The organism is Campylobacter concisus (assembly GCF_003048575.1).
Taxonomy (GTDB): domain Bacteria; phylum Campylobacterota; class Campylobacteria; order Campylobacterales; family Campylobacteraceae; genus Campylobacter_A; species Campylobacter_A concisus_U.
On record NZ_PIRZ01000004.1, the window covers coordinates 165,265 to 187,355 of the forward strand.

Annotated in this window: 34 protein-coding genes; 25 read left to right on the forward strand and 9 right to left on the reverse strand. The window is 36.8% G+C overall.

Annotated features, from left to right (window positions below; genetic code table 11):
- Positions 1-4 precede the first annotated feature (4 nt).
- Genes CVS84_RS09535 through CVS84_RS06225 form a run of 3 tightly spaced genes read left to right on the forward strand, consistent with a single transcriptional unit; the run spans position 5 to position 2,334 of the window.
- Positions 5-163, forward strand: a complete 159-nt coding sequence (locus tag CVS84_RS09535; protein ID WP_021091126.1) for a hypothetical protein — start codon at positions 5-7, stop codon at positions 161-163.
- Positions 164-209: 46 nt separating this feature from the next.
- Positions 210-1,289: a GGDEF domain-containing protein gene (locus CVS84_RS06220; protein WP_234411911.1), complete on the forward strand. Its 1,080-nt coding sequence runs from the start codon at positions 210-212 to the stop codon at positions 1,287-1,289.
- The gene (locus CVS84_RS06225) at positions 1,282-2,334 is read left to right on the forward strand and encodes a GGDEF domain-containing protein (RefSeq protein WP_107691599.1); all 1,053 of its coding nucleotides are present in this window, start codon (positions 1,282-1,284) and stop codon (positions 2,332-2,334) included. Before CVS84_RS06220 ends, CVS84_RS06225 begins: the two co-directional genes overlap by 8 nt.
- Before the next feature lie 25 nt (positions 2,335-2,359).
- Here the strand turns inward: CVS84_RS06225 and CVS84_RS06230 are convergent, their stop codons facing one another.
- The 3 genes from CVS84_RS06230 to CVS84_RS06240 are packed head-to-tail and all read right to left on the reverse strand — an operon-like array spanning position 2,360 to position 5,189.
- Positions 2,360-3,643, reverse strand: a complete 1,284-nt coding sequence (locus tag CVS84_RS06230) for a TRAP transporter large permease (RefSeq protein WP_107691600.1) — start codon at positions 3,641-3,643, stop codon at positions 2,360-2,362.
- Between the two features lie 11 nt (positions 3,644-3,654).
- On the reverse strand, positions 3,655-4,197 hold the full coding sequence (locus CVS84_RS06235; RefSeq protein WP_107691601.1) for a TRAP transporter small permease: 543 nt from the start codon (positions 4,195-4,197) through the stop codon (positions 3,655-3,657).
- A complete protein-coding gene (locus tag CVS84_RS06240; protein ID WP_107691602.1) occupies positions 4,197-5,189 on the reverse strand; it encodes a DctP family TRAP transporter solute-binding subunit in 993 nt (330 codons plus the stop codon). The genes CVS84_RS06235 and CVS84_RS06240 overlap by 1 nt, the downstream gene beginning before the upstream one ends.
- Before the next feature lie 439 nt (positions 5,190-5,628).
- Here CVS84_RS06240 and sodB point away from each other — a divergent pair, with 439 nt between their 5' ends.
- Positions 5,629-6,246 (forward strand): superoxide dismutase [Fe], encoded by a 618-nt coding sequence (gene sodB, locus CVS84_RS06245; RefSeq protein ID WP_107691603.1) that lies wholly within the window; start codon positions 5,629-5,631, stop codon positions 6,244-6,246.
- Between the two features lie 498 nt (positions 6,247-6,744).
- On the opposite strand, the gene CVS84_RS06250 is transcribed toward sodB, so the two are convergent.
- Positions 6,745-7,911, reverse strand: coding sequence for a MalY/PatB family protein (locus CVS84_RS06250; protein ID WP_107691604.1), 1,167 nt, complete (start codon positions 7,909-7,911; stop codon positions 6,745-6,747).
- 99 nt (positions 7,912-8,010) lie between these two features.
- Here CVS84_RS06250 and CVS84_RS06255 point away from each other — a divergent pair, with 99 nt between their 5' ends.
- From CVS84_RS06255 to tpx, 3 genes are all read left to right on the forward strand, one after another.
- Complete coding sequence (locus tag CVS84_RS06255) at positions 8,011-8,466, forward strand: DIP1984 family protein (protein ID WP_107691605.1); 456 nt, start codon at positions 8,011-8,013, stop codon at positions 8,464-8,466.
- Positions 8,467-8,682: 216 nt separating this feature from the next.
- Entirely contained in the window at positions 8,683-9,825 is a 1,143-nt protein-coding gene (locus tag CVS84_RS06260; protein WP_107691606.1) for a trans-sulfuration enzyme family protein, read from the forward strand.
- A 14-nt stretch (positions 9,826-9,839) separates the two neighbouring features.
- Positions 9,840-10,364 carry a thiol peroxidase gene (tpx, locus tag CVS84_RS06265; RefSeq protein WP_021091125.1) on the forward strand — a complete coding sequence of 175 codons (525 nt, stop codon included), beginning with the start codon at positions 9,840-9,842 and terminating at the stop codon, positions 10,362-10,364.
- 45 nt (positions 10,365-10,409) lie between these two features.
- Here tpx and CVS84_RS06270 read toward each other — a convergent pair whose 3' ends face one another.
- The 5 genes from CVS84_RS06270 to CVS84_RS06290 form a co-directional block, all read right to left on the reverse strand.
- A complete protein-coding gene (locus CVS84_RS06270) occupies positions 10,410-10,961 on the reverse strand; it encodes a ribonuclease HII (RefSeq protein WP_072595220.1) in 552 nt (183 codons plus the stop codon).
- On the reverse strand, positions 10,961-11,815 hold the full coding sequence (locus CVS84_RS06275) for an S-adenosylmethionine tRNA ribosyltransferase (protein ID WP_107691607.1): 855 nt from the start codon (positions 11,813-11,815) through the stop codon (positions 10,961-10,963). The genes CVS84_RS06270 and CVS84_RS06275 overlap by 1 nt, the downstream gene beginning before the upstream one ends.
- A gap of 78 nt (positions 11,816-11,893) precedes the next feature.
- Positions 11,894-12,988 carry an ATP-binding protein gene (locus tag CVS84_RS06280; RefSeq protein WP_107691608.1) on the reverse strand — a complete coding sequence of 365 codons (1,095 nt, stop codon included), beginning with the start codon at positions 12,986-12,988 and terminating at the stop codon, positions 11,894-11,896.
- Positions 12,989-13,367: 379 nt separating this feature from the next.
- Complete coding sequence (locus tag CVS84_RS06285) at positions 13,368-13,586, reverse strand: hypothetical protein (RefSeq protein WP_107691609.1); 219 nt, start codon at positions 13,584-13,586, stop codon at positions 13,368-13,370.
- A gap of 16 nt (positions 13,587-13,602) precedes the next feature.
- The gene (locus CVS84_RS06290; protein ID WP_107691610.1) at positions 13,603-14,094 is read right to left on the reverse strand and encodes a hypothetical protein; all 492 of its coding nucleotides are present in this window, start codon (positions 14,092-14,094) and stop codon (positions 13,603-13,605) included.
- A gap of 329 nt (positions 14,095-14,423) precedes the next feature.
- Here CVS84_RS06290 and rpsJ point away from each other — a divergent pair, with 329 nt between their 5' ends.
- From rpsJ to rplR, 18 genes are all read left to right on the forward strand, one after another.
- Complete coding sequence (rpsJ, locus tag CVS84_RS06295) at positions 14,424-14,732, forward strand: 30S ribosomal protein S10 (RefSeq protein ID WP_009295257.1); 309 nt, start codon at positions 14,424-14,426, stop codon at positions 14,730-14,732.
- A gap of 20 nt (positions 14,733-14,752) precedes the next feature.
- Positions 14,753-15,331, forward strand: coding sequence for a 50S ribosomal protein L3 (rplC, locus tag CVS84_RS06300; protein ID WP_002941563.1), 579 nt, complete (start codon positions 14,753-14,755; stop codon positions 15,329-15,331).
- Positions 15,328-15,942, forward strand: coding sequence for a 50S ribosomal protein L4 (gene rplD / locus CVS84_RS06305; RefSeq protein WP_021092445.1), 615 nt, complete (start codon positions 15,328-15,330; stop codon positions 15,940-15,942). The genes rplC and rplD overlap by 4 nt, the downstream gene beginning before the upstream one ends.
- Before the next feature lies 1 nt (position 15,943).
- A complete protein-coding gene (locus CVS84_RS06310) occupies positions 15,944-16,225 on the forward strand; it encodes a 50S ribosomal protein L23 (protein ID WP_002941535.1) in 282 nt (93 codons plus the stop codon).
- A gap of 1 nt (position 16,226) precedes the next feature.
- Positions 16,227-17,060, forward strand: coding sequence for a 50S ribosomal protein L2 (gene rplB / locus CVS84_RS06315; RefSeq protein WP_103641425.1), 834 nt, complete (start codon positions 16,227-16,229; stop codon positions 17,058-17,060).
- A gap of 2 nt (positions 17,061-17,062) precedes the next feature.
- On the forward strand, positions 17,063-17,344 hold the full coding sequence (gene rpsS, locus CVS84_RS06320; protein WP_002941639.1) for a 30S ribosomal protein S19: 282 nt from the start codon (positions 17,063-17,065) through the stop codon (positions 17,342-17,344).
- 11 nt (positions 17,345-17,355) lie between these two features.
- Positions 17,356-17,688, forward strand: a complete 333-nt coding sequence (gene rplV / locus CVS84_RS06325) for a 50S ribosomal protein L22 (protein WP_009295259.1) — start codon at positions 17,356-17,358, stop codon at positions 17,686-17,688.
- A 1-nt stretch (position 17,689) separates the two neighbouring features.
- Positions 17,690-18,388: a 30S ribosomal protein S3 gene (rpsC, locus tag CVS84_RS06330; protein ID WP_002941650.1), complete on the forward strand. Its 699-nt coding sequence runs from the start codon at positions 17,690-17,692 to the stop codon at positions 18,386-18,388.
- A gap of 2 nt (positions 18,389-18,390) precedes the next feature.
- Positions 18,391-18,816 (forward strand): 50S ribosomal protein L16, encoded by a 426-nt coding sequence (rplP, locus tag CVS84_RS06335; RefSeq protein ID WP_021091116.1) that lies wholly within the window; start codon positions 18,391-18,393, stop codon positions 18,814-18,816.
- Complete coding sequence (gene rpmC / locus CVS84_RS06340; protein ID WP_002941625.1) at positions 18,803-18,997, forward strand: 50S ribosomal protein L29; 195 nt, start codon at positions 18,803-18,805, stop codon at positions 18,995-18,997. Before rplP ends, rpmC begins: the two co-directional genes overlap by 14 nt.
- Before the next feature lies 1 nt (position 18,998).
- Positions 18,999-19,250, forward strand: a complete 252-nt coding sequence (gene rpsQ, locus CVS84_RS06345) for a 30S ribosomal protein S17 (RefSeq protein WP_021091107.1) — start codon at positions 18,999-19,001, stop codon at positions 19,248-19,250.
- Positions 19,250-19,618: a 50S ribosomal protein L14 gene (rplN, locus tag CVS84_RS06350; RefSeq protein ID WP_021091075.1), complete on the forward strand. Its 369-nt coding sequence runs from the start codon at positions 19,250-19,252 to the stop codon at positions 19,616-19,618. The genes rpsQ and rplN overlap by 1 nt, the downstream gene beginning before the upstream one ends.
- Positions 19,618-19,854, forward strand: a complete 237-nt coding sequence (rplX, locus tag CVS84_RS06355) for a 50S ribosomal protein L24 (RefSeq protein ID WP_009295260.1) — start codon at positions 19,618-19,620, stop codon at positions 19,852-19,854. The genes rplN and rplX overlap by 1 nt, the downstream gene beginning before the upstream one ends.
- A gap of 5 nt (positions 19,855-19,859) precedes the next feature.
- Positions 19,860-20,405 (forward strand): 50S ribosomal protein L5, encoded by a 546-nt coding sequence (gene rplE, locus CVS84_RS06360; protein WP_002941643.1) that lies wholly within the window; start codon positions 19,860-19,862, stop codon positions 20,403-20,405.
- A 1-nt stretch (position 20,406) separates the two neighbouring features.
- A complete protein-coding gene (locus tag CVS84_RS06365; protein ID WP_002943090.1) occupies positions 20,407-20,592 on the forward strand; it encodes a type Z 30S ribosomal protein S14 in 186 nt (61 codons plus the stop codon).
- A gap of 9 nt (positions 20,593-20,601) precedes the next feature.
- Positions 20,602-20,997: a 30S ribosomal protein S8 gene (gene rpsH, locus CVS84_RS06370; protein WP_021091129.1), complete on the forward strand. Its 396-nt coding sequence runs from the start codon at positions 20,602-20,604 to the stop codon at positions 20,995-20,997.
- 190 nt (positions 20,998-21,187) lie between these two features.
- Complete coding sequence (rplF, locus tag CVS84_RS06375) at positions 21,188-21,724, forward strand: 50S ribosomal protein L6 (RefSeq protein ID WP_021091127.1); 537 nt, start codon at positions 21,188-21,190, stop codon at positions 21,722-21,724.
- Between the two features lie 10 nt (positions 21,725-21,734).
- Positions 21,735-22,091, forward strand: coding sequence for a 50S ribosomal protein L18 (gene rplR / locus CVS84_RS06380; protein WP_107691611.1), 357 nt, complete (start codon positions 21,735-21,737; stop codon positions 22,089-22,091).

A 22,091-nucleotide genomic window follows, 5' to 3' on the forward strand; every position in this document is an offset into this window, starting at 1 on the left:
AACAATGAGTGATGATTTTGACTATGAAGAAGTAGAAGAAGACTACTCTGAATTTAATGACGATGAGGACGATAGTAGCGATAGTTATGACTATAATTACGATGAAAATGACTACAACTACGAAGATAGTGACGAGGACGAAGATAGTTACGACTCTTATTAGAATGACTTAATGAAATTTAATGGAATAAATTTACAGGGAGTTTTGTTTGACACACGATTTTGTAGATCAAAGTAGTTATAAAGCGATCGATGATATCTATAAAACGATATTAGACGTTATGATAGCTACGAATGCACTATCTTTGTTGCTTTTTATGATCATAGCTACACCACTACTTTTTATGTGCTTATTATTTATAGCAGCTGGTATATTGCTTAGAATAAAATTCGACATAAAATATAGAGTATTGATATCCCTTGCATTTCACCTAAATATCATATTACTTGTTACTATTATTGTTACTACTATGGGTTGGAATACTGGAATTTGGATAATACTTGTTGGTGTAATTTTTATAAACTACTTCCTAGCGTTTGATTCAAAGAGTCTTACTTATATAATGGCATTTTTAGAATTAATCTTGCTTATACTTCTTTATTTTATTCATAAAGATGAGGCGCCGCTGATTCCATCAGCTATACGAGGAACGATAGTTGTGTGCAGTATTGTTTTTGCTTTTTTTATTGTTTTAAGACTTTCAATGTTTGCAGATGTTATCACGTCTAGTGGATATCAGCAAATAAGAAAAGAGACAGAAGAGCTTGAAAAGGACTCAAAACATGATTTTTTAACGCAGCTTTTAAATAGAAGAACAATAGAAAAAACTTTAAAATACGAGCTAAGTGCTAATAAAGAAAGAAGCGGCAATACAAATTTAGTCATAATGCTAGGCGATATTGATAATTTTAAAAAAATAAACGATACATACGGGCATGACTGCGGTGATGAGGTCTTAAAAGATGTAGCCAGTGCTTTGAAGAAATCATTTAGAGGTAAAGACTATGTTTGCCGCTGGGGTGGAGAAGAATTTTTGATAATCTTGCCCGATACAAAGATAGAATTTATCCACGAAGTGAGCAAAAGACTTAAAAAACAGATAAACAACGCAAAGCTTCCAGATAAAACTCCAGTTACTATGACCTTTGGAATGCTAATATGCGCAAATGGTATTGAGGTGGATTTTGAGCAAGCTATAACTTTAGTAGATAAGCTGCTTTACGAAGGCAAGCAAAATGGCAAAGATCGTATCGAATTAGAAATTTTAAAAAAGGGTTCGGATGCGTAGAATTTCACTCTATACGACCCAAAAACTTATCATATTTTCAATATTATTAACTCACGTCTGTTATTTTTTTATTTTTTTATTTATGAAAGAAGAAATTCTAGCAGTTACGAATATATTTTCAGTAGCAACCTATCTTTTTCTTTTAAGGCTTATTTACGATAGTCCTGAAAATAACAAGATAACAATGGTAATAGTCCAGCTTGAAATTTTATTCCATGCATTGGTTTGTATGCTAATACTTGGATGGGGATACGGTTTTGGGTTGTTGTTTTTAGCGTCGTCTCTAATACTATTTTTTACTTCATTTACCTATAAATTTTTTAACTACATAATAGTTGCGGTGCAAATAATTTTATCCATAGCCTGCTATGTATATTTAGATGGCCAGCCTGTAAAAGATTTTGATGGCTTTAAAGATTTACTTTTTGTTTTTAACTTAAGTATGGTTTGTATATTTTCGGTTGTTGTTTCGTATCTTTTGGAGAGCTCAAATTTATTTATATTTTTAAGCATCTTAGAGGAAAAAGAGATGGCTGAAAATATCTTAAATCACGATCCATTAACAGGACTTTTAAATCGTACTTCGATGCAGAAAATTTTAAGTCAAAACGATCTTTATAAAAATAGGGACTTTGCTATCGTTATGTGCGATATTGATAACTTTAAAAAGATAAATGATACCTATGGACACGGCGCAGGAGATGCTGTTTTAAGAAGCTTATCAGGCATATTTAAAAACACATTTAGAGATAAAGATAGAGTAGCTAGATTTGGTGGAGAAGAATTTTTAGCAGTCGTCTTGGGCGTAAAAAAAGACGCAGCTGTAAGTATCGTAGAGCGTGTGAGAGAGACTTTGAGTAAAAATATAGTTGAGTTTGAAAACATAAAGATCAACGCAACTATGACTTTTGGAGTAGTTGCTCATGATGGTACGGGAGAATTTAGCTTAGAAAAGATGATAAAACAAGCTGATAATCTACTTTATGCTGGTAAGAGAAGTGGTAAAAATATCGTTATGAGTGCGGATTACGACTCAAAAGCATAAATTTAGAGGCCTGAGCCTCTAAATTTTAATGTCCATACATTATGTTTGGCAACCAAAGAGAAATTTGTGGTATATAAGTAACTAAGATAAGGCCAAAGAACAAGGTCAGCGTCCACGGCAAGCATGCCATGATGACCTCTTTTAAGTTCATATTTGTAAGACCGCTTGCGACAAATAAATTTAGTCCAACAGGCGGAGTCACCATGCCTATCTCCATATTTACAACTAAGATAATGCCAAAATGTATCGGATCTATGCCAAGCTGCGTAGCTATCGGAAGCAAGAGTGGAACCATGATCATGATAACGCTTGAAGGCTCCATGAACTGACCCATGATAAAGAGCAAGATATTTACAAATATCAAAAATCCTATCATACCGATATTTGCATCAAGTATCATCGAAGCGATTGCTTGAGGGATCTGCTCGCTAGTTAGCAAATATGCAAAAACAACGGCGTTTGCGATGATGAAAAATATCATAGCTGTTGTAAGAGCCGAGTCTAGGCAGATATCCCAAAGATCTTTTATCTTTATATCTCTATATATAAAAAGTGAGATAAATAACGCATAGACCGCGCTTGCCGCAGCAGCTTCTGTCGGAGTAAAAATGCCTCCATAAATTCCGCCGATGACCACAACGACGATCAAAAGTGCCCAAAATGCTTTGGCAAATTTCTGCACTCTTACTTTAAATGGCTCAGCCTTAGTTGCTTTAAAGCCAAGTTTTTTTGCGCCAACATAAGTTTGAACTAGCATAAAAGCTCCAAGCATGAGACCAGGCACAACGCCTGCCATAAAAAGCTTACCAATACTTACCTCAGCTGTTACACCATAAACTATCATAACAACTGAAGGTGGGATCAAAATTCCAAGCGAGCCAGCTGTAGTTATGCCGCCTACTGCGTACTCTTTTGGATAGCCAGCCTCTTTTATCGCTGCAAACATAATTGAGCCAATAGCTACAACCGTCGCAGGCGAGCTTCCAGAGACCGCTGCAAAGATGATGCAGGCAAATATCGCACTCATAGGCAAGCCACCTGGCAAGTGTCCGACCATAGACTTTGCAAAGTCGATGATACGTCTTGCTGAGCCACCTTTACTTAGTAAATTTCCAGCCAAGATAAACATCGGTATCGCCATTAGCGAAAATTTATTGATACCGTCAAATATGAGCTGCGGGATCGTAGCGACGTCGATATCTGTAAAAAATATCATCGTCAAAACCGTGCTCGTTCCCAGCGAAACCGCCACTGGCACGCCTATTAGCATCAGTGCAAAAAGTAGGATAAATAAAAATGCTATTGTCATCTTTTTTCTCCTTAATCTTTGACTACGCTACCATGAGCTAGCTCATGTGCTTCGTTGCTTACGACATTTTCTGCAGGCGTTAGAGCTACTTTTATGGCTTTTTCAGTCGAGCGGTAACTAGCTGTAACGAAGGCTATTGGAAGTACTATCATAGGGACCCATTGAGGTATGCCAAGGTCTATTATCATCTGCTCGATCTCGTGAAGAATTTGTAGATAATCAATAGAATAAGCTGCGATAAATAACAAAAATACAGTGGTTAGCACATGAGAAAAGATTAAACATGCTTTTGCAAGGGCTGGTGGAAATTTTTCAACCAAAATAGTTACACTGACGTGAATACCCTTATTAAAGCCGTATGCTGCGGCAAAAAACGCTGACCAGATAAAAAGATAGTTTGATAGCTCGCTTGCCCAAGACCAGCTTTTATCGAAAAAATATCTAGCCATAACATTTGCAAAGGCCAGCAATGTTCCACTAGCTAGCCCGACTACTGCGATAGTTTTATTTAGTGAGGCTATCGCTATATCAAGGACATTAAAAAAGCTCTTCATTATTTTGTCCCAAGAGCCTTTTCTATGAGATCTTTACCGATAACATCGTAAAATTTAGGATAGATTGACTGCATAACCTTTTGCCATTCGGCCTTTTGTGTATCATCGATCTTGAAAATTTCTAGCTTTTTGCTAGCGGCAATATATTTTTCAAGTTCAGCTATAACGTGAGCGTCCTCTTTTGCTGTCTCTTCTCTCTCGAAAGCTGTTGCTTCGCTTAGAGCTTGTTTTACATTTGCTTTTAGATCATCTGGTAGCTTGCTCCAAAATTTATCGCTCATAACGACTAAATAGCCTAAATATCCGTGGCTTGAAAGGGTAAGTGAGCTTTGAACTTCGTGAAATTTTGAGTTATAGAAATTTGAAAGTGGGTTTTCTGTCGCATCGACTACGCCTTGTTGAAGTGCAGAGTAAACTTCTGAAAATGGTAGAACTTGTGGGTTACCACCAACTACTTTGATCTGTTCTTCAAGCACTTTTGAGCTTTGGATTCTAAATTTTTGTCCTTTTGCATCTTCTGGCACAAGAACTGGTTTTTTGCTTGAGCTAAAATGCTTAAATCCAGCATCCCAATAATCAAGTGCCACAAAGCCTTTTTTTGTAACAAGGGCTTTTAGCTCCTCGCCAACCTCGCCATCTTGGACCTTATGAAGGTGGTCTGCATCTTTAAAGATGAAAGGCAGGTCAAACAGCTGAAACTGCGGTACTATCGGTGTAAATTTAGAAAAACTAGGAGCTGCCATTTGAACGTTGCCAAGCTTTAGCGCGCCAAAAACTCTATCATCATCAAGTAGCTGAGCTGATGGGAAGACTTGAACTTTTATCTTGCCGCCACTTAGCTCCTCAGCACGCTTTGCAAAAAAGTCAGCCGCCTTGCCCTTTGGCGTAGAAGCTGCGACAACGTGAGCAAATTTGATCGTATAGACCTTATCAGCACCAAATGCTAAGCCACTGATGGCACAAGTAAAAAGTAAAGCTTGTAAGAATTTCATCTTTTATCCTTTGTAATGGTTTTGTTAAACGCATTATAAATTTCAAAAATAAAAATTTAGAAATTTTGTTTCGTAAATTCACAGCTATTTATTTTTGTATGTGTATTTTAGTAACAACTATGCTCTTAAAGGCTAATTTATATTTTTGAAAAATTTTATAGTTTTTTAATAACTAAACTTTTAAAGTATATTTGTTACTTTTTTACACATAAAATTTATTTTATTTTTACTTTTAATAAATTTTTGAATCCATTTAAACAAATGTATGGGATATTTTGCTCTAAATTTTTTTCTATAAGTTTAAAAGCCCGCCAAAAAATGTAAGTTTAGTCTTGCTTAAATTTAGCCTATATTTTGCGGCTAAATTTAAAAGATTTTTGTTTATTAATTTTTTATGGCTATAATATGAAACAACAAATTTTATTATTAAGGAATTATTATGTTTGAACTTAGAAAACTTCCATTTGATGCAAATAGCAATGCAGTAGTTAGCGCAAAAACCTGTGAATACCACTACGGCAAGCATCATGCAACTTACGTAGCAAATTTAAACAATCTTATAAAAGATACAAAATTTGCCAATGCATCTTTTTATGAAATTCTAACAAATAGCGAAGGTGGGCTTTACAACAATGTCGCTCAAGTTTACAACCACGACTTTTACTGGGACTGCATCGCTAAAAAAAGTGAGATGTCAAGCGAGCTAAAAGCTACAATCGAGGCAAATTTTGCAAATTTCAAAGAGGAATTTTTAAAGGCAGCTACAACACTTTTTGGCTCAGGCTGGGCGTGGCTTGTATTTGATCCAAGCAGTAAAAAGCTAGAGATCGTACAAACTAGCAATGCAAAAACTCCAGTGAGTGACGGCAAAGTGCCACTTCTAGTTGTTGATGTTTGGGAGCACGCTTACTACATCGATAACTTCAACGCTCGTCCAAAATATCTAGAGACATTTTATGAGAACATAAACTGGGAATTTGTAAGCAAAGCTTACGAGTGGGCACTAAAAGAGGGCCTTGGCTCAGTTGAGTTTTACACAAAAGAACTTCACAAATAATATCTGGCGGGGCTTTCCCGCCCTTAAATTTCTGCTTTTATCTAAATTTTTAAAGTCATCAAATTTATTAGCAAAAACTACCTTGTTTTAAAAGAAATTGTAACTTCAAAAATGGCTCAAAATTTTGTTTTAGCAAACAATTTCTCTTAAATTTAAAACCAGCATAAGCTATCTTAACTTCAAATTTCTGCTTTGTTAAAAATTTTAAACCACTGCTAAATTTTATAAGCCATGGGTATAGAATTTATCACTTCAAAAAGGTACAAATTGCTCGCTTTAATCTACTATATCGTGATTGAGAGAGGCAATATACTTAAATTTAAGCAAGCAAATAAAAACTAGTGTAGGTCATCTTGCCTTTAAAATTATCAGTACAATTTGATTTGATATTTAAAAATATTGGGGCAATATTTACTGCTTCAAAAATGCCCCGAGCTGTATCAATATTGGGCAGGAGTGGCTTTAAATTTCAAAGCCACTCAGCCAAATTTACTCAATTTATCTTTTTGAAGTGTATAAATTTATACCATTTTGTAAACGTTTTAGCCCCTCAAGCACTCTGGCTCTTTGGGTTGCGATATTCATACGGAGGAAAAATCTATCTCCCCTGTAAGCATTGCCATCATTTAGCCAAAGTCCAGCTTTATCACGCAAGAAATTCATAAAGTCGCTTGAATCCTCGCAAAACGCGCTACAATCAAGCCACAAAAGATAAGTCGCATTTGAAGGCAGAAGTTTTACTGGTAAATTTTGCTCTTTTATAAAATTTATAACGATTTTTTTGTTTTCAAAAAGATACTCCCTAAGCTCATCAAGCCATGTTTGGCTATCGTTAAATGCCGCTATTGTCGCAGTTATCGCAAATGCGTTTGCTTCACCTATCTCATCATAATTTACAGCCGCATTTATTCTGGCGCGTATCTGTTCATTTGGTGTGACGATAGCTGAGCTTTGAAGGCCAGCTATGTTAAAGGCTTTTGTAGGCGAGATGCATGTGATTGAGTTATTTTTACACTCTTCACTAACGCTGATAAATGGTACGTAGCTTAATCCAGGATCTGTTATGTCGCAGTGGATCTCATCGCTGATAACCAAAACATCATGTTTGTAGCAAAGCTCGCCTATTTTTTTAAGCGTCTCTTTGTCCCAAATTTTTCCTATTGGATTGTGTGGATTGCAAAGAAGCATCATAGTTGTTAGTGGTTGAGCTAGCTTTGCTTCAAGGTCTTCAAAATCAATCTCATAAGAGCCATCTTTATAGACAAGGTCATTTGATAAAATTTCACGGCCATTATTTTTGATGCAGTTAAAAAATACGTGATAGACGGGAGCTTGAACTAAAATTTGATCTCCTGGATTGCTAAATCTTCTAATCGCAGTAGAAATTGCTGGTATAACGCCAGTACAAAAGCACATCCACTCGTTTTCAAAGCTAACGTCATGACGCCTTTTCCACCAGCCTTTAATCGCTTCGTTCCACTCTTTTGGGATAAATGAGTAGCCAAAGACGCCATTATCAAGACGCTTTTGTAGGGCATTTAAAATTTCAGGTGCAGCCTTAAAATCCATATCGGCAACCCACATTGGCAAAACATCGTTTTTCATTCGCCACTTCGACGAGTTGGTGCCATCTCTGCTAATAAGCGTATCAAAATCGTACTTCATAGCTTTTCCTTAAAATAAAATTTTAAATCAATTATAACCCAAAAGATACTAATATAATTTGAAATTTTCTCTCAATTTAATATTTCAAAAGGAAAAATGATGAAATTAGCTCAGGCTCTCATTTTAAGAGCCGATACACAAAAACGTTTAGAGCAGCTAAAGGGTAGGTTACTCGATAATGCAAAAATGCAAGAAAATGAAAGACCTAGCGAAGATCCAAAGCTTCTTTTAAAAGAGCTTGATAGGCTAAGCGATGAGCTATTTAGACTGATCTTGGCTATAAATTTAACAAACTCAAGTGCAAAATTTGAAGGCGCGAGTCTAACTGAAATGATCGCTAAAAAAGATACGCTAAGCCAAAAAGCAAGCGTGCTTAGGGATTTTGCCAAAAGCGCAAGCCAAAAGGTCGATCTTTACTCAAATAGTGAGATAAAAATTTTAAGTAGCGTTGATGTAGCCACGCTCCAAAAGCAAATAGACGAGCTATCCAAAGAGATCAGAGAGCTAGATATGAAGCTACAAGAGGCAAACTGGCAAGTTGATCTTGTAGAGTAAAATTTATGGTGAAAATGTAGTTAAAGGCGAGTAAAAAGAAAAATTTATTAGGCTTGCGGGGAGAGAGCAAAAGCTTAAATTTATCCCAGCAATTTAAAAAATGCATTCTTAAAAATAAATGTTACTACCACTTACTGATTTAGCTACGTTTTGGGTGGGTTTGGGGAAGATTAATCTTTATCATGTAAGATTTCATAAAATTTTAAAAGGAAATTTATGAAACTTGACACCTTGATCGTAAAAGGCATTGAAGCTAAAAATAATCCAAATAAAGCTGTCATTCCGCCTATTTTTTTAGCAAGTACGTTTGTGCAAGATGATCTTGAAAATTTTCAAGAATTTGCATATTCTCGTGGTAGCAACCCAACCAAAAAAGCATTTGATGAAATTTTTGCAAAGGTTGAAGGCAGCAAATACGCTTTTAGCTTTGGTTCAGGCATGGCAGCAACAGCGGCCGCACTTAGCCTTATAAAAACTGGGCAAAAAGTCCTACTAAATAGCAACGTCTATGGCGGCACTTATAGATATGTTACAACCGTTTTTGAAAGCCACGGTATAAAGAGCGAATTTATAGATGATCTAAATTTTTTGAGCGAAGATGGCATTAGTGACGACGTGGCGGCTATCTTCATCGAAACTCCGTCAAATCCTCTCTTAAGAGTGACAGACATTGCTAGAATTTCAAAGATCGCTCACAAAAAAGGCGCTCTAGTCATCGTGGATAACACATTTTTAACGCCTTATTATCAAAGAGTGCTTGATCATGGAGCTGATATCGTGGTATATAGCGCTACAAAATATATCGGTGGACACGCCGACGTGATCGCTGGTATCGTCACACTAAACGATGATGCTTTGGCTGAGAAGATAAAATTTGCTAAAAATACGCTTGGTGGCATCATAAGCCCGATGGATGCCTACTACCTAATACGTGGGCTTAAAACGCTTAGCGTTAGGTTTGATAGACAAACGCAAAATACTCATAAAATAATCAAATTTTTGCAGAATAATGACGCAGTTAGCGTGGTGCATTTTGCCGGCTCATATAGCGAGCAAGAGGCAAAGATGCAAGCAGCTCAAGCAAGCGACATCGGTGCACTTATCTCATTTGAGCTTGATGAAAAGTATGATGTAAATAAATTTGTAAAATCGCTAGAAATTTTTGATCTAGCAGTGAGCCTTGGCGGCGTAGAAAGCCTCATTTGCAGGCCTGCGACGATGACACATGAGGCATATCCAAAAGAGGTGCTAGATAAGATCGGCATAAAGCAAAACTTGCTTCGCTTAGCAATCGGTATCGAAAACGCTGATGATCTAATAGCGGATCTTGATCAAGCATTTAAAAAAGCAAAAAAATAATAAAGGAGATAGATATGGCAACTACAAAATTTAAAGGTAGTGAGGTAAATTTAAGTGGAAACGAGGTCTTCGTAGGCTCTTATGCGCCTGAAGCAAAAGTCGTAGCGCAAGATCTTAGTGAGTTTAGTGTAGGCGGAAATAATGGCGTAGAAGTACTTGTTTGCTTGCCATCACTTGATACTGGCGTTTGCGCAGCAGAGGCTCGTAAATTTAACGAAAAAGTAGCCGGCAAACACGGCGTAAAACTTAGCATCATCTCAAATGATTTGCCATTTGCGATGGGGAGATTTTGCACGACTGAAGGCATAGAAAATTTACGTGTAGGAAGTGACTTTAGATACGGAGAATTTGCTAAAAACTATGGCGTTTTAATGAGCGATGGCCCACTAAAAGGACTACTTGCAAGAGCGGTATTTGTCATCAATGATGGCGTAATAATTCACAAACAAATCGTCCCTGAAGTGACAGAAGAGCCAAACTATGATGCTGTATTTGATGCTATTAAAAGTAGTGGTAGTTGTGGTTGTGGCTGCCATTAAAAAGGACGTTATCTAAGCATCTATTTGATGCTTAGATAATTAATCTTAGTCAAATAGAGATTTTTCAAAAGACTTTACTACAAAGCTTTTTCTATGAAGGCTTGAATAGCCAAACTTGGCAATGGCATCTAGGTGAGCCTTTGTGCCGTATCCTTTGTGCCCTGCAAAGCCATACTTTGAGTAAATTTTATCCCAGCCTTTCATCAAACTATCACGACTAACCTTTGCTAATATGCTAGCAGCGCTTACCCCAGCGACTTTGCTGTCAGCTTTTATCATCGTTGTGATACCAACGCCATAGTCTAAATTTCCATCATAAATAATCTCAAAACCCTCAAAGTGCGCCTTAAAAATTTTGAGCGCTCGTCTTAAGCACTCGCTTAGCCCAAGTTCGTCTATTTGCGCATTTGAGAAGTAGATGATGAGAAAATTTGAGCTTTTTATGATCTCTTTAAAAAGCTCCTCACGCTTTTTTGCGGTTAGTTTTTTGGAGTCGTTTAGGCCTGAAATTTCTTTATTAAGCACGCAGGCCGCTACGCTTAAAGGCCCAGCTAAAGCCCCACGTCCAGCCTCATCTATGCCACAAATTTTTGCCATTAAAGTCCGATTTCATCGCTAAAGTAAGGTCTTAGCTCATCAAGTGGCACGCTAATTTGCTCCTCGTTTAAAAAGGTAAGCCCAAGTGGCGAAAGTACAAAATTTTCACTAACGCCTGCTGTTGCGAGGATTGCTTTTAGATGAGGGTCGTTCATATCTTTAAAAATCTGCTTTAACTTTAGCTTTTTGTTGGTTTTAAGTAAGACGACATCGCAGCTAGTTTTATTATTTTTATAGGTGCAGATGCTTTTTATTTTGTCATTTATATAGTAGATGTTATCTAGGCTCTCAAATTGGTTATTTGGCCATTTTTTACGCTCACTTTTTAGGTCATAAAGTGTCGAGAGTAATTTATTTTTATTTTTTTTAGCCGATTCTTTGGCAAATATATCGTTAATTATAGCTTCGTATCTCGTGCCATTTGCTTCAGTCATTTGTATGCCAATATTTAGCATTTCATACTCTTTTTCTTTTTTGATAGTCGCATTATAGGCTTTGTTTTTAACGATTATTTTGCCCTTTAGCTCGCCATTTTCATTTTTAACGTCTAAATTTATCTTATCAGATACAGCATTTAGCGATGAAATTTCACTGCTATTTTGCTCAAGATTACCTTTTTCGTAGTCGTATTTTGTACCATCAAAAAAGATATGTCCGCTTATCTTGGCCGGCACTTTAAAGCTCTTACTTTGCTTAAAATTTTCAAATTCATCTTTAAAATAGTTCATATAAACTTCAAATTTTATACCATTTGCCTCACCAATAAATTTATAAAATTTTGCCCAGTTTTCGTGATTTATCTCATAGCCAAATAGGCCTACTATAAGTATAAAAATCCCAATAAATGCTCTCATTTCTGTCCTTCGTAGTTTTTTTGATTATAGCTTCTTTACTTTAAGCTTTTAAAACAATAATCAAATAAAGGTTAAAATTTATAAACCTAGACTCCACCTAGAAAATGGCAAAATTTCGCATTTTATGCCCTCAAAGCTAAGCTCAGCTTGGTTTGCGACACTGATTATCTGAAGTTTACTTACACCCAGCTCTTTTAAGCTTGCGTGGAGTTTTTTAAATTTTAAAAAGATGATCTCTGGTGCAGAAAACGGTACACAGATGATCGCGATCTTCCTTTTATTAAGGAAGAAATCAATCTCTTTTGTGTAGTAAATTTCATCTTTAAATTTAAGCAATTCGCAAAAAACAACATTTGCAAAGACGGCCAAAAAGTCCTTTTTTAGATACAAAGCGTTACGAAGTGCAAAATTTGTAAAGTAGAGCTTTTTGCTCGTGCTGCTCTCATCTAAATTTGGTACTAATTCTATAAAGCCATTTTCATTAAGGCTGGCTACTGTGTTATAGACACTATCTTTTGAGATTTTCATATGCTCTTTTAGGTTTTTGTAGATACCAAAAGTACTAAGCACATCGTGGCATTTTGGAGCACATTCTTTTAAAATCGCAATGCTTTGCTCGCTTAAATTTGCTTTTAAGAGCTGCTGCAAGTGTGCCGTGACCTCGCTGGAGTCTAAAAAGGCACTTGCTATCTCGTTGCCGTGAGCCAAAAAGTAGCTAAAAAGCAGGTCTTGGTCCAAATTTTTCTTAAAAAATAGTATAAATTCCTCGTAATCGAGATAGTTTAAATTTATGCGAGCAAAGCCGTCAATCGTGAGTGAAAATTCTTTGCTTGTAAGGATAATGTTTTCAAGTGTTGCGCCCTTTAAAAAGCTTAAATTTATAAGATCAGTGGCTTGTAAATTTTCAACTGCGAGCACCTTTATCTGGGTATTTTTTTCTAAAAATTCTTTTAAATTTGCTAAAAGTAAGGCTCTATCTATCCTTAGATCGTCTAAATTTATATAAAGCCTCTCCTCGCTTTTATAGTGGCTCAAAAATTCATAAACAAGGGCTGTTTTGCCACTTGAAATAGCGCCAATGATGAGTGTCTTTGGCGAGATGATCTCATATTTTCTGGGGATAAATTTATCGGATTTAAGCGGATGATTGTAATAAAGCTCTAATTGGTTCATTTTCTCCCTTTTTGCAGATCCAATTTATTCTTAATATAAACAAAATACGACCAACCCATTAACCTACAAGACATAACAGAAAACCATCCAGTGTGGTATAAAAGCGGTGGTTACATTAAGCAGTTCTGCTAGCACTACAATGGGTATAACCAATATGGTCATAGTTGGTGCTGGATATTCTGGGGCAATGTTAATGCTGACACTAAACCAACTGGTGTTTAAATTTTTATAAATTAAGACCAAGAAGCCTTTATCGGTTTCTTAGTCTTATACTTTTTATTTTAATAATTTATTTAACGGCTTACATTTAAAACTTATTACAGCTATCTGAATAAAAAAAGATCGTATAGAGTAGAACCTAAATGGTTCTACTCTAGTTTCATTCTTTAACTTCCATCTCTGTCTTAGTAATTGTTACATAAAAATCGTGAGGTGGCCACGACAATATACTACTAACATTTTCTAGCTCTTTATAATATTTAACCAGAGCATCCTCTTTATTTCTGTAACCATAAGAGTGATCTATTGTTGGTTGTTTATTATCACTTACAACTGGTATACTTATTACATTTACTGTATAAATAACTTCTTTTTCCATTTTAGTTAACCTTTCTTTAATTTACTAACCCAAAATATTTATCAATAGCCTTATTAAAATGCGCTTGCTCATAAGGTTGTACATTAGACATCATAAACTCTTTAAGTTTAGCCGGTGTCACTGCTGGTATTTTAACAGATGGGTCACCATTAGTATTTATCGCTCTACACCGACGCTTAAAATCGTTTATTAAGTTATCAACACCTAGATAGTGCTCAGGGTGGCTCTCTAATATCTCTTGTGCTTCAGCACCAGAATTAGTATTTGCGATAATAAGATTGGCTATTTCATTATCATGAGCATCAATATCTCTATACCCATCTGGGTATTTAAAAGTAACTGTTCTTATATAGTATTCACATTTAGTAAATAGATATATCTTCTTAAAGGATTCGATACGTTCTTCAGCTTCACGTTTATCGGTAAACCAATTGCGTTTATAGCGATGAGTTGGATCTATCCAATACCCTGTCTCGTCTATAATATAATATATTGTTTCGTCCCACATTATTTACTCCTTCTTTTATTAAAATGGTTATAAACTTAACTTAATGTAAGTATATAAAAATTTATTATTTTAAGTCTTTAAATTTTTGGAAATTATACTTTAAGATATTATCTTTTTAAAATTTATACTTTCCTTATTAAAAGGAAATAATTAATCAAAATTCAACAAAAAATAGCGTTTTTCTTGACAACTATAATAGCTTTTTTGTAAAATCGCAGTCTCTTTACGAAAGACCTATGTCTTGCTCGTACGATCGCTTGATCCTATGCGAGTTATTTTGATGTAAAGAGGTCGCGAGTTTGCGACAAGTTCTTTTTAAAGGAAAACACATGGAAAGAATCAGGTTAAAGCTAAAAGCTTACGACCATAGAGTTCTAGACCGCACTGTTGCAGCAATCGTAGAAGCTGTCAAACGAACAGGTGCCGACGTTCGTGGCCCGGTACCAATGCCTACAAAGATCAAACGCTATACAGTCTTAAAATCTCCACACATCAACAAAGACTCACGTGAGCAGTTTGAGATGAGAATACACGCTCGTATGCTTGACATCGTAGCTGCTACTCCAGAAACTGTAGATAGCCTAACAAAACTCGACCTAGCTCCAGAAGTTAATGTCGAAGTTCGTGCGATGAAATAAGCGGACAAAAGGATAAGAGTATGGAATATATTGTAGAAAAAATAGGCATGAGTAGAACGATTGCCACGAAGAGTACGCCAGTTACACTACTTAAGCTAGTTGAGGCTAAAGTATGTGAGATCGACGAAAACAAACGTGCTATCGTAGCGTATGCCCACACTAAAGCAAACAATAAAGCTATCGCTGGTCAGCAAAAGAAATACAATCTGACTGCAGAATTTAACAAATTTGCTACGCTTGAAGTAGCTAATAGCGAAGTTGGAAACCTAGACTTTACACCATTAAATGAGGCTAAAATTTTAAAAGTTAGTTTTAACTCAAAAGGTAGAGGATACCAAGGTGTGGTAAAAAGACATGGTTTCGGTGGTGGTCCAAAAAGCCACGGCTCACGTTTCCACAGACGCCACGGTTCAATTGGTAACTGCGAATGGCCAGGTCGTGTTCAACCAGGTATGAAAATGGCAGGACACATGGGCAATGAGAAAGTTACTGTTAAAAACGAGCTAATAAGCTTTGACGCTCAAAATGGCATCGTAGTTGTAAAAGGTTGCGTTCCTGGTCACAATGGTGCAATGGGTAAAATAAGGATTGTAAAATGAGTAAAATTCACGTATTAAACGATAAATTTGAAAATTCAGGCGAGTTAGAGCTTCCTGCAAGCTACGCTGAAGTAAATCCGCACAACCTATATCTTTATGTAAAATCTTACCTTGCTGGTATAAGAGCAAATACGGCTCATACTAAAAGTCGTGCTTTTGTAAGCGGCGGTGGTAAAAAACCATGGAGACAAAAAGGACGTGGTGGTGCAAGAGCGGGTTCAACTAGAACTAACGTTTGGGTAGGTGGTGCAGTTGCATTTGGTCCAACAAACGAGAAAAACTATTTTCAAAAAGTCAATAAAAAACAAAAAAGACTAGCTCTTGAGTACGCTTTGGCAGTAAAAGCACAAGATGGTAAAATTTTCGCAGTAGATAGCATCTCAATCGAGTCTGGAAAGACAAAAGATGCAGCTAATATCATCAAAAATTTAAAAGTAAAAGACGCGCTTATCGTTAAAGATTTACTAGACGACAAAACACTACTTGCTTTTAGAAATTTAGCAAACTGCTATGTAGTAGATGCAAATGAGGTAAATGCTTATCTTGTCTCTACATTTAGTTCGGTTATCATTGAAAAAGCTGCACTAAAAACTATAACAAAAGAGGGCTAAAATGGCGGATATAACTGATATCAAAACAATTATTTATACAGAAAAAACTCTAGGCCTTCAAGAACAAGGCGTTGTTGTTATCCAAACTTCACCAAGAGTTACAAAAAACAGCTTAAAAGCAGTTTTACAGGAGTATTTTGGAGTAACGCCTGTTCGCGTAAATTCACTTAGAATTAGCGGTAAGGTTAAGCGTTTTAGAGGAAGAGCAGGCCAACGTGACGAGATAAAGAAATTTTACGTTAAGTTACCTGAAGGCGTAAGCCTAGAAAATACGGAGGCGTAAGATGGCTATAAAATCATATAAACCATATACACCTAGTCGCAGATATATCACTGGACTAAGCTCTGAAGATATAACAGCCAAGCCAAGCGTTAGAAGCTTGCTTGTTAAACTACCTGCATCTGGCGGTAGAAATAACAATGGTCGTATAACTTCAAGACATAAAGAGGCAGGTGCAAAAAAACTTTATCGTATCATCGACTTTAAACGTCGTAAATTTGGTATAGAAGGTAAAGTTGAAGCGATCGAGTACGATCCAAACAGAAACTGCCGTATCGCTCTTATAGCTTACAAAGATGGTGAAAAGCGCTATATCATTAGACCAAATGGCCTAAATGTTGGCGACGTTATCGCATCTATCGATGAGGGCTCACTAGATATTAAACCAGGCAACGCTATGAAACTAAGATTTATCCCAGTTGGTACTATCGTTCATAATGTAGAGTTAAAACCTGGCAAAGGCGCTCAGATAGCTCGTTCAGCTGGCGGTTATGCTCAGCTAATGGGTAAAGAAGAGAAGTACGTTATCTTAAGAATGCCAAGTGGTGAGATGAGACAAGTACTAGCTGAGTGTATGGCAAGTATCGGTGTAGTTGGTAACGAAGACTGGGCTAACATCACTATTGGCAAAGCCGGACGTAATCGCTACCGTGGTATTCGCCCACAAACACGTGGTTCTGCTATGAACCCAGTTGATCACCCACACGGTGGTGGTGAAGGTAAGAAAAATTCAGGCCGTCACCCAGTTACTCCATGGGGTAAACCAACTAAAGGTGCTAAGACTCGCCGTAAAAAAGCTAGCGATAAGCTTATAATTTCAAGAAGGAAAGGAAAATAGAGATGGCAAGATCACTCAAAAAAGGTCCTTTCGTAGATGATCATGTAATGAAAAAAGTTATTGCCGCAAAGAATGCAAACGATAACAAGCCAATCAAAACTTGGTCAAGACGTAGCACGATTGTACCTGAAATGATTGGACTAACATTTAACGTTCATAATGGCAAGAGCTTTATTCCTGTATATGTTACAGAAAATCATATAGGCTATAAACTTGGCGAATTTGCTCCAACACGCACATTTAAGGGTCACAAAGGCTCAGTGCAAAAGAAAATCGGCAAGTAAGGGGAGATAATATGAGTAAAGCAATTATAAAATTTGTAAGACTTTCTCCTACAAAAGCAAGACTTATAGCAAGAGAAGTTCAAGGCATGAATGCCGAGTTAGCACTTGCAAGCTTGCAATTTATGCCAAATCGTGGTGCTAAATTTATAGCAAACGCTATTAGCTCAGCAGTAGCAAATGGCGGATTTGAGCCAGAAGAGGTTGTAGTAACTAGTTGCCGCGTTGACGCTGGTCCTGTATTAAAGAGATTTAGACCAAGAGCAAGAGGAACAGCGAGCAAAATTCGCAAACCTACTTCTCATGTAATGGTAGAAGTATCTAAACCTGAAAAGAAGGAAGCATAATATGGGACAAAAAGTAAATCCAATAGGTCTTAGACTAGGAATTAACCGCAACTGGGAATCTAGATGGTTTCCAACCAAACAAAGTCTTCCTGAAAACATCGGTGAAGATTACAAAATTCGTGCATTTTTAAAGAAAAAACTTTACTATGCAGGAATTAGCCAAATTCTAATCGAAAGAACGGCTAAAAAACTTCGTGTAACCGTAGTTGCAGCTCGTCCTGGTATCATCATTGGCAAAAAAGGTCAAGATGTTGAAAATCTAAAGAACGAAGTTAGCAAACTTATCGGTAAAGAAGTAAATGTAAATATCAAAGAAGAAAGAAAAGCTCAAGCTTCAGCTCAACTTGCTGCTGAAAACGTAGCTATGCAACTTGAAAAGCGTGTTGCATTTAGACGTGCTATGAAAAAAGTTATCCAAGGTGCTCAAAAATCAGGCGCTAAAGGTATCAAAATTTCAGTTGCCGGTCGTTTAGGTGGCGCTGAGATGGCAAGAACCGAGTGGTATCTAGAAGGTCGCGTTCCGCTTCATACTCTTAGAGCAAAGATTGATTACGGTGTAGCTGAGGCTCATACGACTTATGGAAACATAGGTATTAAAGTATGGATTTTTAAAGGTGAGGTTCTTCAAAAAGGTGTTCAGCCTGAGAAAACTGAAGAAGAGGCACCTAAGAAAACACGTAGAGCAAGAAGAGGTAAATAATTATGTTGATGCCTAAAAGAACGAAATTTCGTAAGCAAATGAAAGGTCGCAACCGTGGTTATGCGACTCGTGGAGCATCTTTAGCAACTGGCGAATTTGCACTTAAGGCTGTTGAAGCTGGTAGAATAAATTCACGCCAAATAGAAGCTGCTCGTCAAGCTCTAACTCGTCACGTAAAGAGACAGGCTAAAATTTGGATTAGGGTTTTCCCTGATAAGCCACTTACTAAAAAACCTCTACAAACTCGTATGGGTAAAGGTAAGGCTGGAGTTGAAGAGTGGGTTATGAATATCAAACCTGGTCGTATAATATTTGAAATGGCTGGTGTTAGCGAAGAGTTGGCTCGTGAAGCTCTAACTTTGGCTCTACACAAACTTCCTTTTAAATCAAAATTTGTAACGCGAGAGAGTGAAAATGAAATATACTGAGTTAAAAGATAAGAGCGTTGCAGAATTAAACGCGTTGCTAAAAGAGAAAAAGGTGCTTTTATTTACTTTAAGACAAAAGCTAAAAACTATGCAGTTAAGCAACCCTAATGAGATTAGTGCTGTTCGCAAAGAGATAGCTCAGATCAACACTGCAATTAGTGCAACAAGACAAGGGGCGTAAAATGGCATTAAAAAGAGAAATTCAAGGTGTTGTTTTACAAAAAGCTGGAGATAAAACAGCTACTATTTTGGTAGAAAGACGCGTTATGCACCCAAGATACCATAAATTTGTAAAACGCTTTAAAAAGTATTTAGTTCACGATGAGAAAAATGAGACAAGAGCAGGCGATACAGTTGTTGCGATCGAGTGCAGACCACTTTCAGCTCGCAAGAATTTTCGCTTAAAAGCTGTATTGGCAAAGGGAGTTGAGTAATGATTCAAAGTTTTACAAGACTTGCAGTTGCTGATAATAGTGGCGCAAAAGAGTTAATGTGTATAAAAGTTCTTGGCGGCAGCAAAAGAAGATACGCTACGCTTGGCGATATCATAGTTTGCTCTGTTAAAAAAGCTCTTCCAAATGGCAAGATCAAAAAAGGACAGGTTGTAAAAGCTGTTGTTGTAAGAACTAAAAAAGAGGTTCAAAGAGATAATGGTTCGCTAATCCGCTTTGACGAGAACGCAGCTGTTATACTTGATAGCAAAAAAGAGCCAGTCGGCACTCGTATTTTTGGACCAGTTGGACGTGAAGTTAGATATGCTAACTTTATGAAAATTGTTTCGCTAGCTCCGGAGGTTTTATAATGGCTAATGTAAAATTTAAAGTCAAAAAAGGCGATACTGTAAAGATCATCGCTGGTGACGATAAAGGCAAAACTGGTAAAATTTTAGCAGTTCTTGCAAAAAAAGGTCAGGTTATAGTTGAGGGATGCAAAGTAGCTAAAAAAGCTATCAAACCAAGCGAAAAAACTCCAAATGGTGGTCACGTAAATAAAGAGATGCCAATTGACATATCAAACGTCGCGAAAGTTGAAGGATAAGAGATATGAGTAGATTAAAAGATAAATTTAACGAAACTATCAAGCCAGCTCTCGTAAAAGAATTTGACATCAAAAATCCAATGCTTATCCCTGCGCTCGAGAAGATCGTGATTAGCGTAGGTGCTGGAGACTCTGCGAAAGATCAAAAAGTGCTTCAAAATATGGCTGATACCATTTCACTTATCGCTGGACAAAAAGCAGTTATCACTGATGCTAAAAAATCAGTTGCTGGCTTTAAAGTTCGCGAAGGTTTCCCTGTTGGTATCAAAGTAACTTTGAGAAAAGAGCAAATGTATGCTTTCTTAGATAAGCTAATTAGCGTTGCTCTTCCAAGAGTTAAAGACTTCCGTGGTCTTCCAAAAAATGGCTTTGACGGACGTGGAAACTATAACTTCGGTCTTAGTGAGCAGCTAATGTTTCCAGAGGTTGAGTATGATAAAATTTTACGAACTCATGGTATGAATATTACGATTGCTACTACGGCTAAAAATGATAAAGAGGCATTCAAATTGCTAGAGCTATTTGGTGTGCCGTTTGCAAAAGGAAAGTAAAATGGCAAAGAAATCAATGATAGCAAAAGCTGCACGCAAGCCAAAATTTACGGTTCGTGGCTATACTAGATGCCAAATTTGCGGTCGTCCGCACTCTGTTTATAAAGATTTTGGAATTTGCCGTGTTTGTCTAAGAAAAATGGCTAACGAAGGCCTAATACCTGGTCTTAAAAAAGCAAGTTGGTAAGGAAGAGAAATGTTAAACGATTTAATATCAGATGGATTAACACGCATTAGAAATGCAAGTATGAGAAAGCTTGAAACTGCGAAATTGCTTCATTCTAAGGTTGTTGAGGCTACTCTTTCTATCCTTGCAGCAAAAGGCTATGTAGAGAGCTACAACGTTATCGAAGAAGGTAACAAGAAATTTATAAATGTAGTTTTAAAGTATGACGAGTACGGTAGAAGCGTTATAAACGAGCTTAAAAGGGTTTCAAAACCTGGTCGCCGTGTTTATCAAGGGAAAGACGACATTAAGCGTTTTAAAAATGGTTATGGAACAGTTATTGTTAGCACAAGCAAAGGCGTTATGAGCGGTATTGAAGCAAGTAAAGCTGGCGTTGGCGGCGAGGTTCTTTGTACGGTTTGGTAATAAACTGCATTAAACGCTATTTAACCTTATAATTTTAAGGTTAAATTTTTAGCTTGGTAAAATTTTAGATTTTGCCAAAGCTAAATTTAGAAATTCAAATGAAGGTTTCGTCAAATTTGACGATAAAATTTACGGCATTGTGGTGTTTATTCGTAAATGTAGGAACACCCTAGACAAGTAAAGGAAAAAAATGTCACGTATTGGAAAACAGCCTATCGCTATCCCAAGTGGTGTAGACGTTAGCGTTGAAAATAATGTCCTAAAATTTAAAAAGGGCAATCATATAAAAGAGCTTGACACAAAAGGTCATGTTGATGTCAAGATAGAAAATGGTCATATAGTTTTTGCTCCAAAAGGCGAAGATCGCCAAAGTAGAGCTTACTGGGGAACATATAGAGCACTTGCTAATAACATCGTAACTGGTATCACTGCGGGATTTACTCGCCAGCTTGAGATCAACGGCGTTGGTTACAAAGCAGCTGCAAAAGGTAAAATTTTAGAGCTTTCTCTTGGTTTTTCACACCTTATCAACTATGAGCTACCAGCAGGCGTTGAAGCTAGTGTTGAGAAAAACGTTATTACTATCAAAGGCGATGACAAACAAGTAGTAGGTCAAGTGGCTGCTCAAGTTAGAGGATTTAGACCACCTGAGCCATACAAAGGCAAAGGCGTTAAATATCTAGAAGAACGCATCATCCGCAAAGCGGGCAAGACATCTAAGAAGTAAGGAGCGGTAAATGACAGCAAAAGTACTAAAAAGAAAAATCGCTCTTAGAATTAAGAGAAAAAGAAGAATCAGAGGTAAAATTTCTGGTGTTGCAACTTGTCCAAGAGTTTCTATTTTCAAATCAAACAGAACTCTTTATGTTCAAGCAATTGATGACGTTACAGCTACTACACTAGCTGCGGTTGATGGCAGAAAGATAGGCATAAAAGCAAATAAAGAAGGTGCGGTCACTTTAGCTAAAGAATTTGCTAAGGCTTTAAAAGCTAAGAAGATAGATATTGCAGTTTTTGATAGAAATGGTTATTTGTATCATGGCGTTATCGCAGCATTTGCTGAAGCTTTAAGAGAAAATGGCATCAAGCTATAA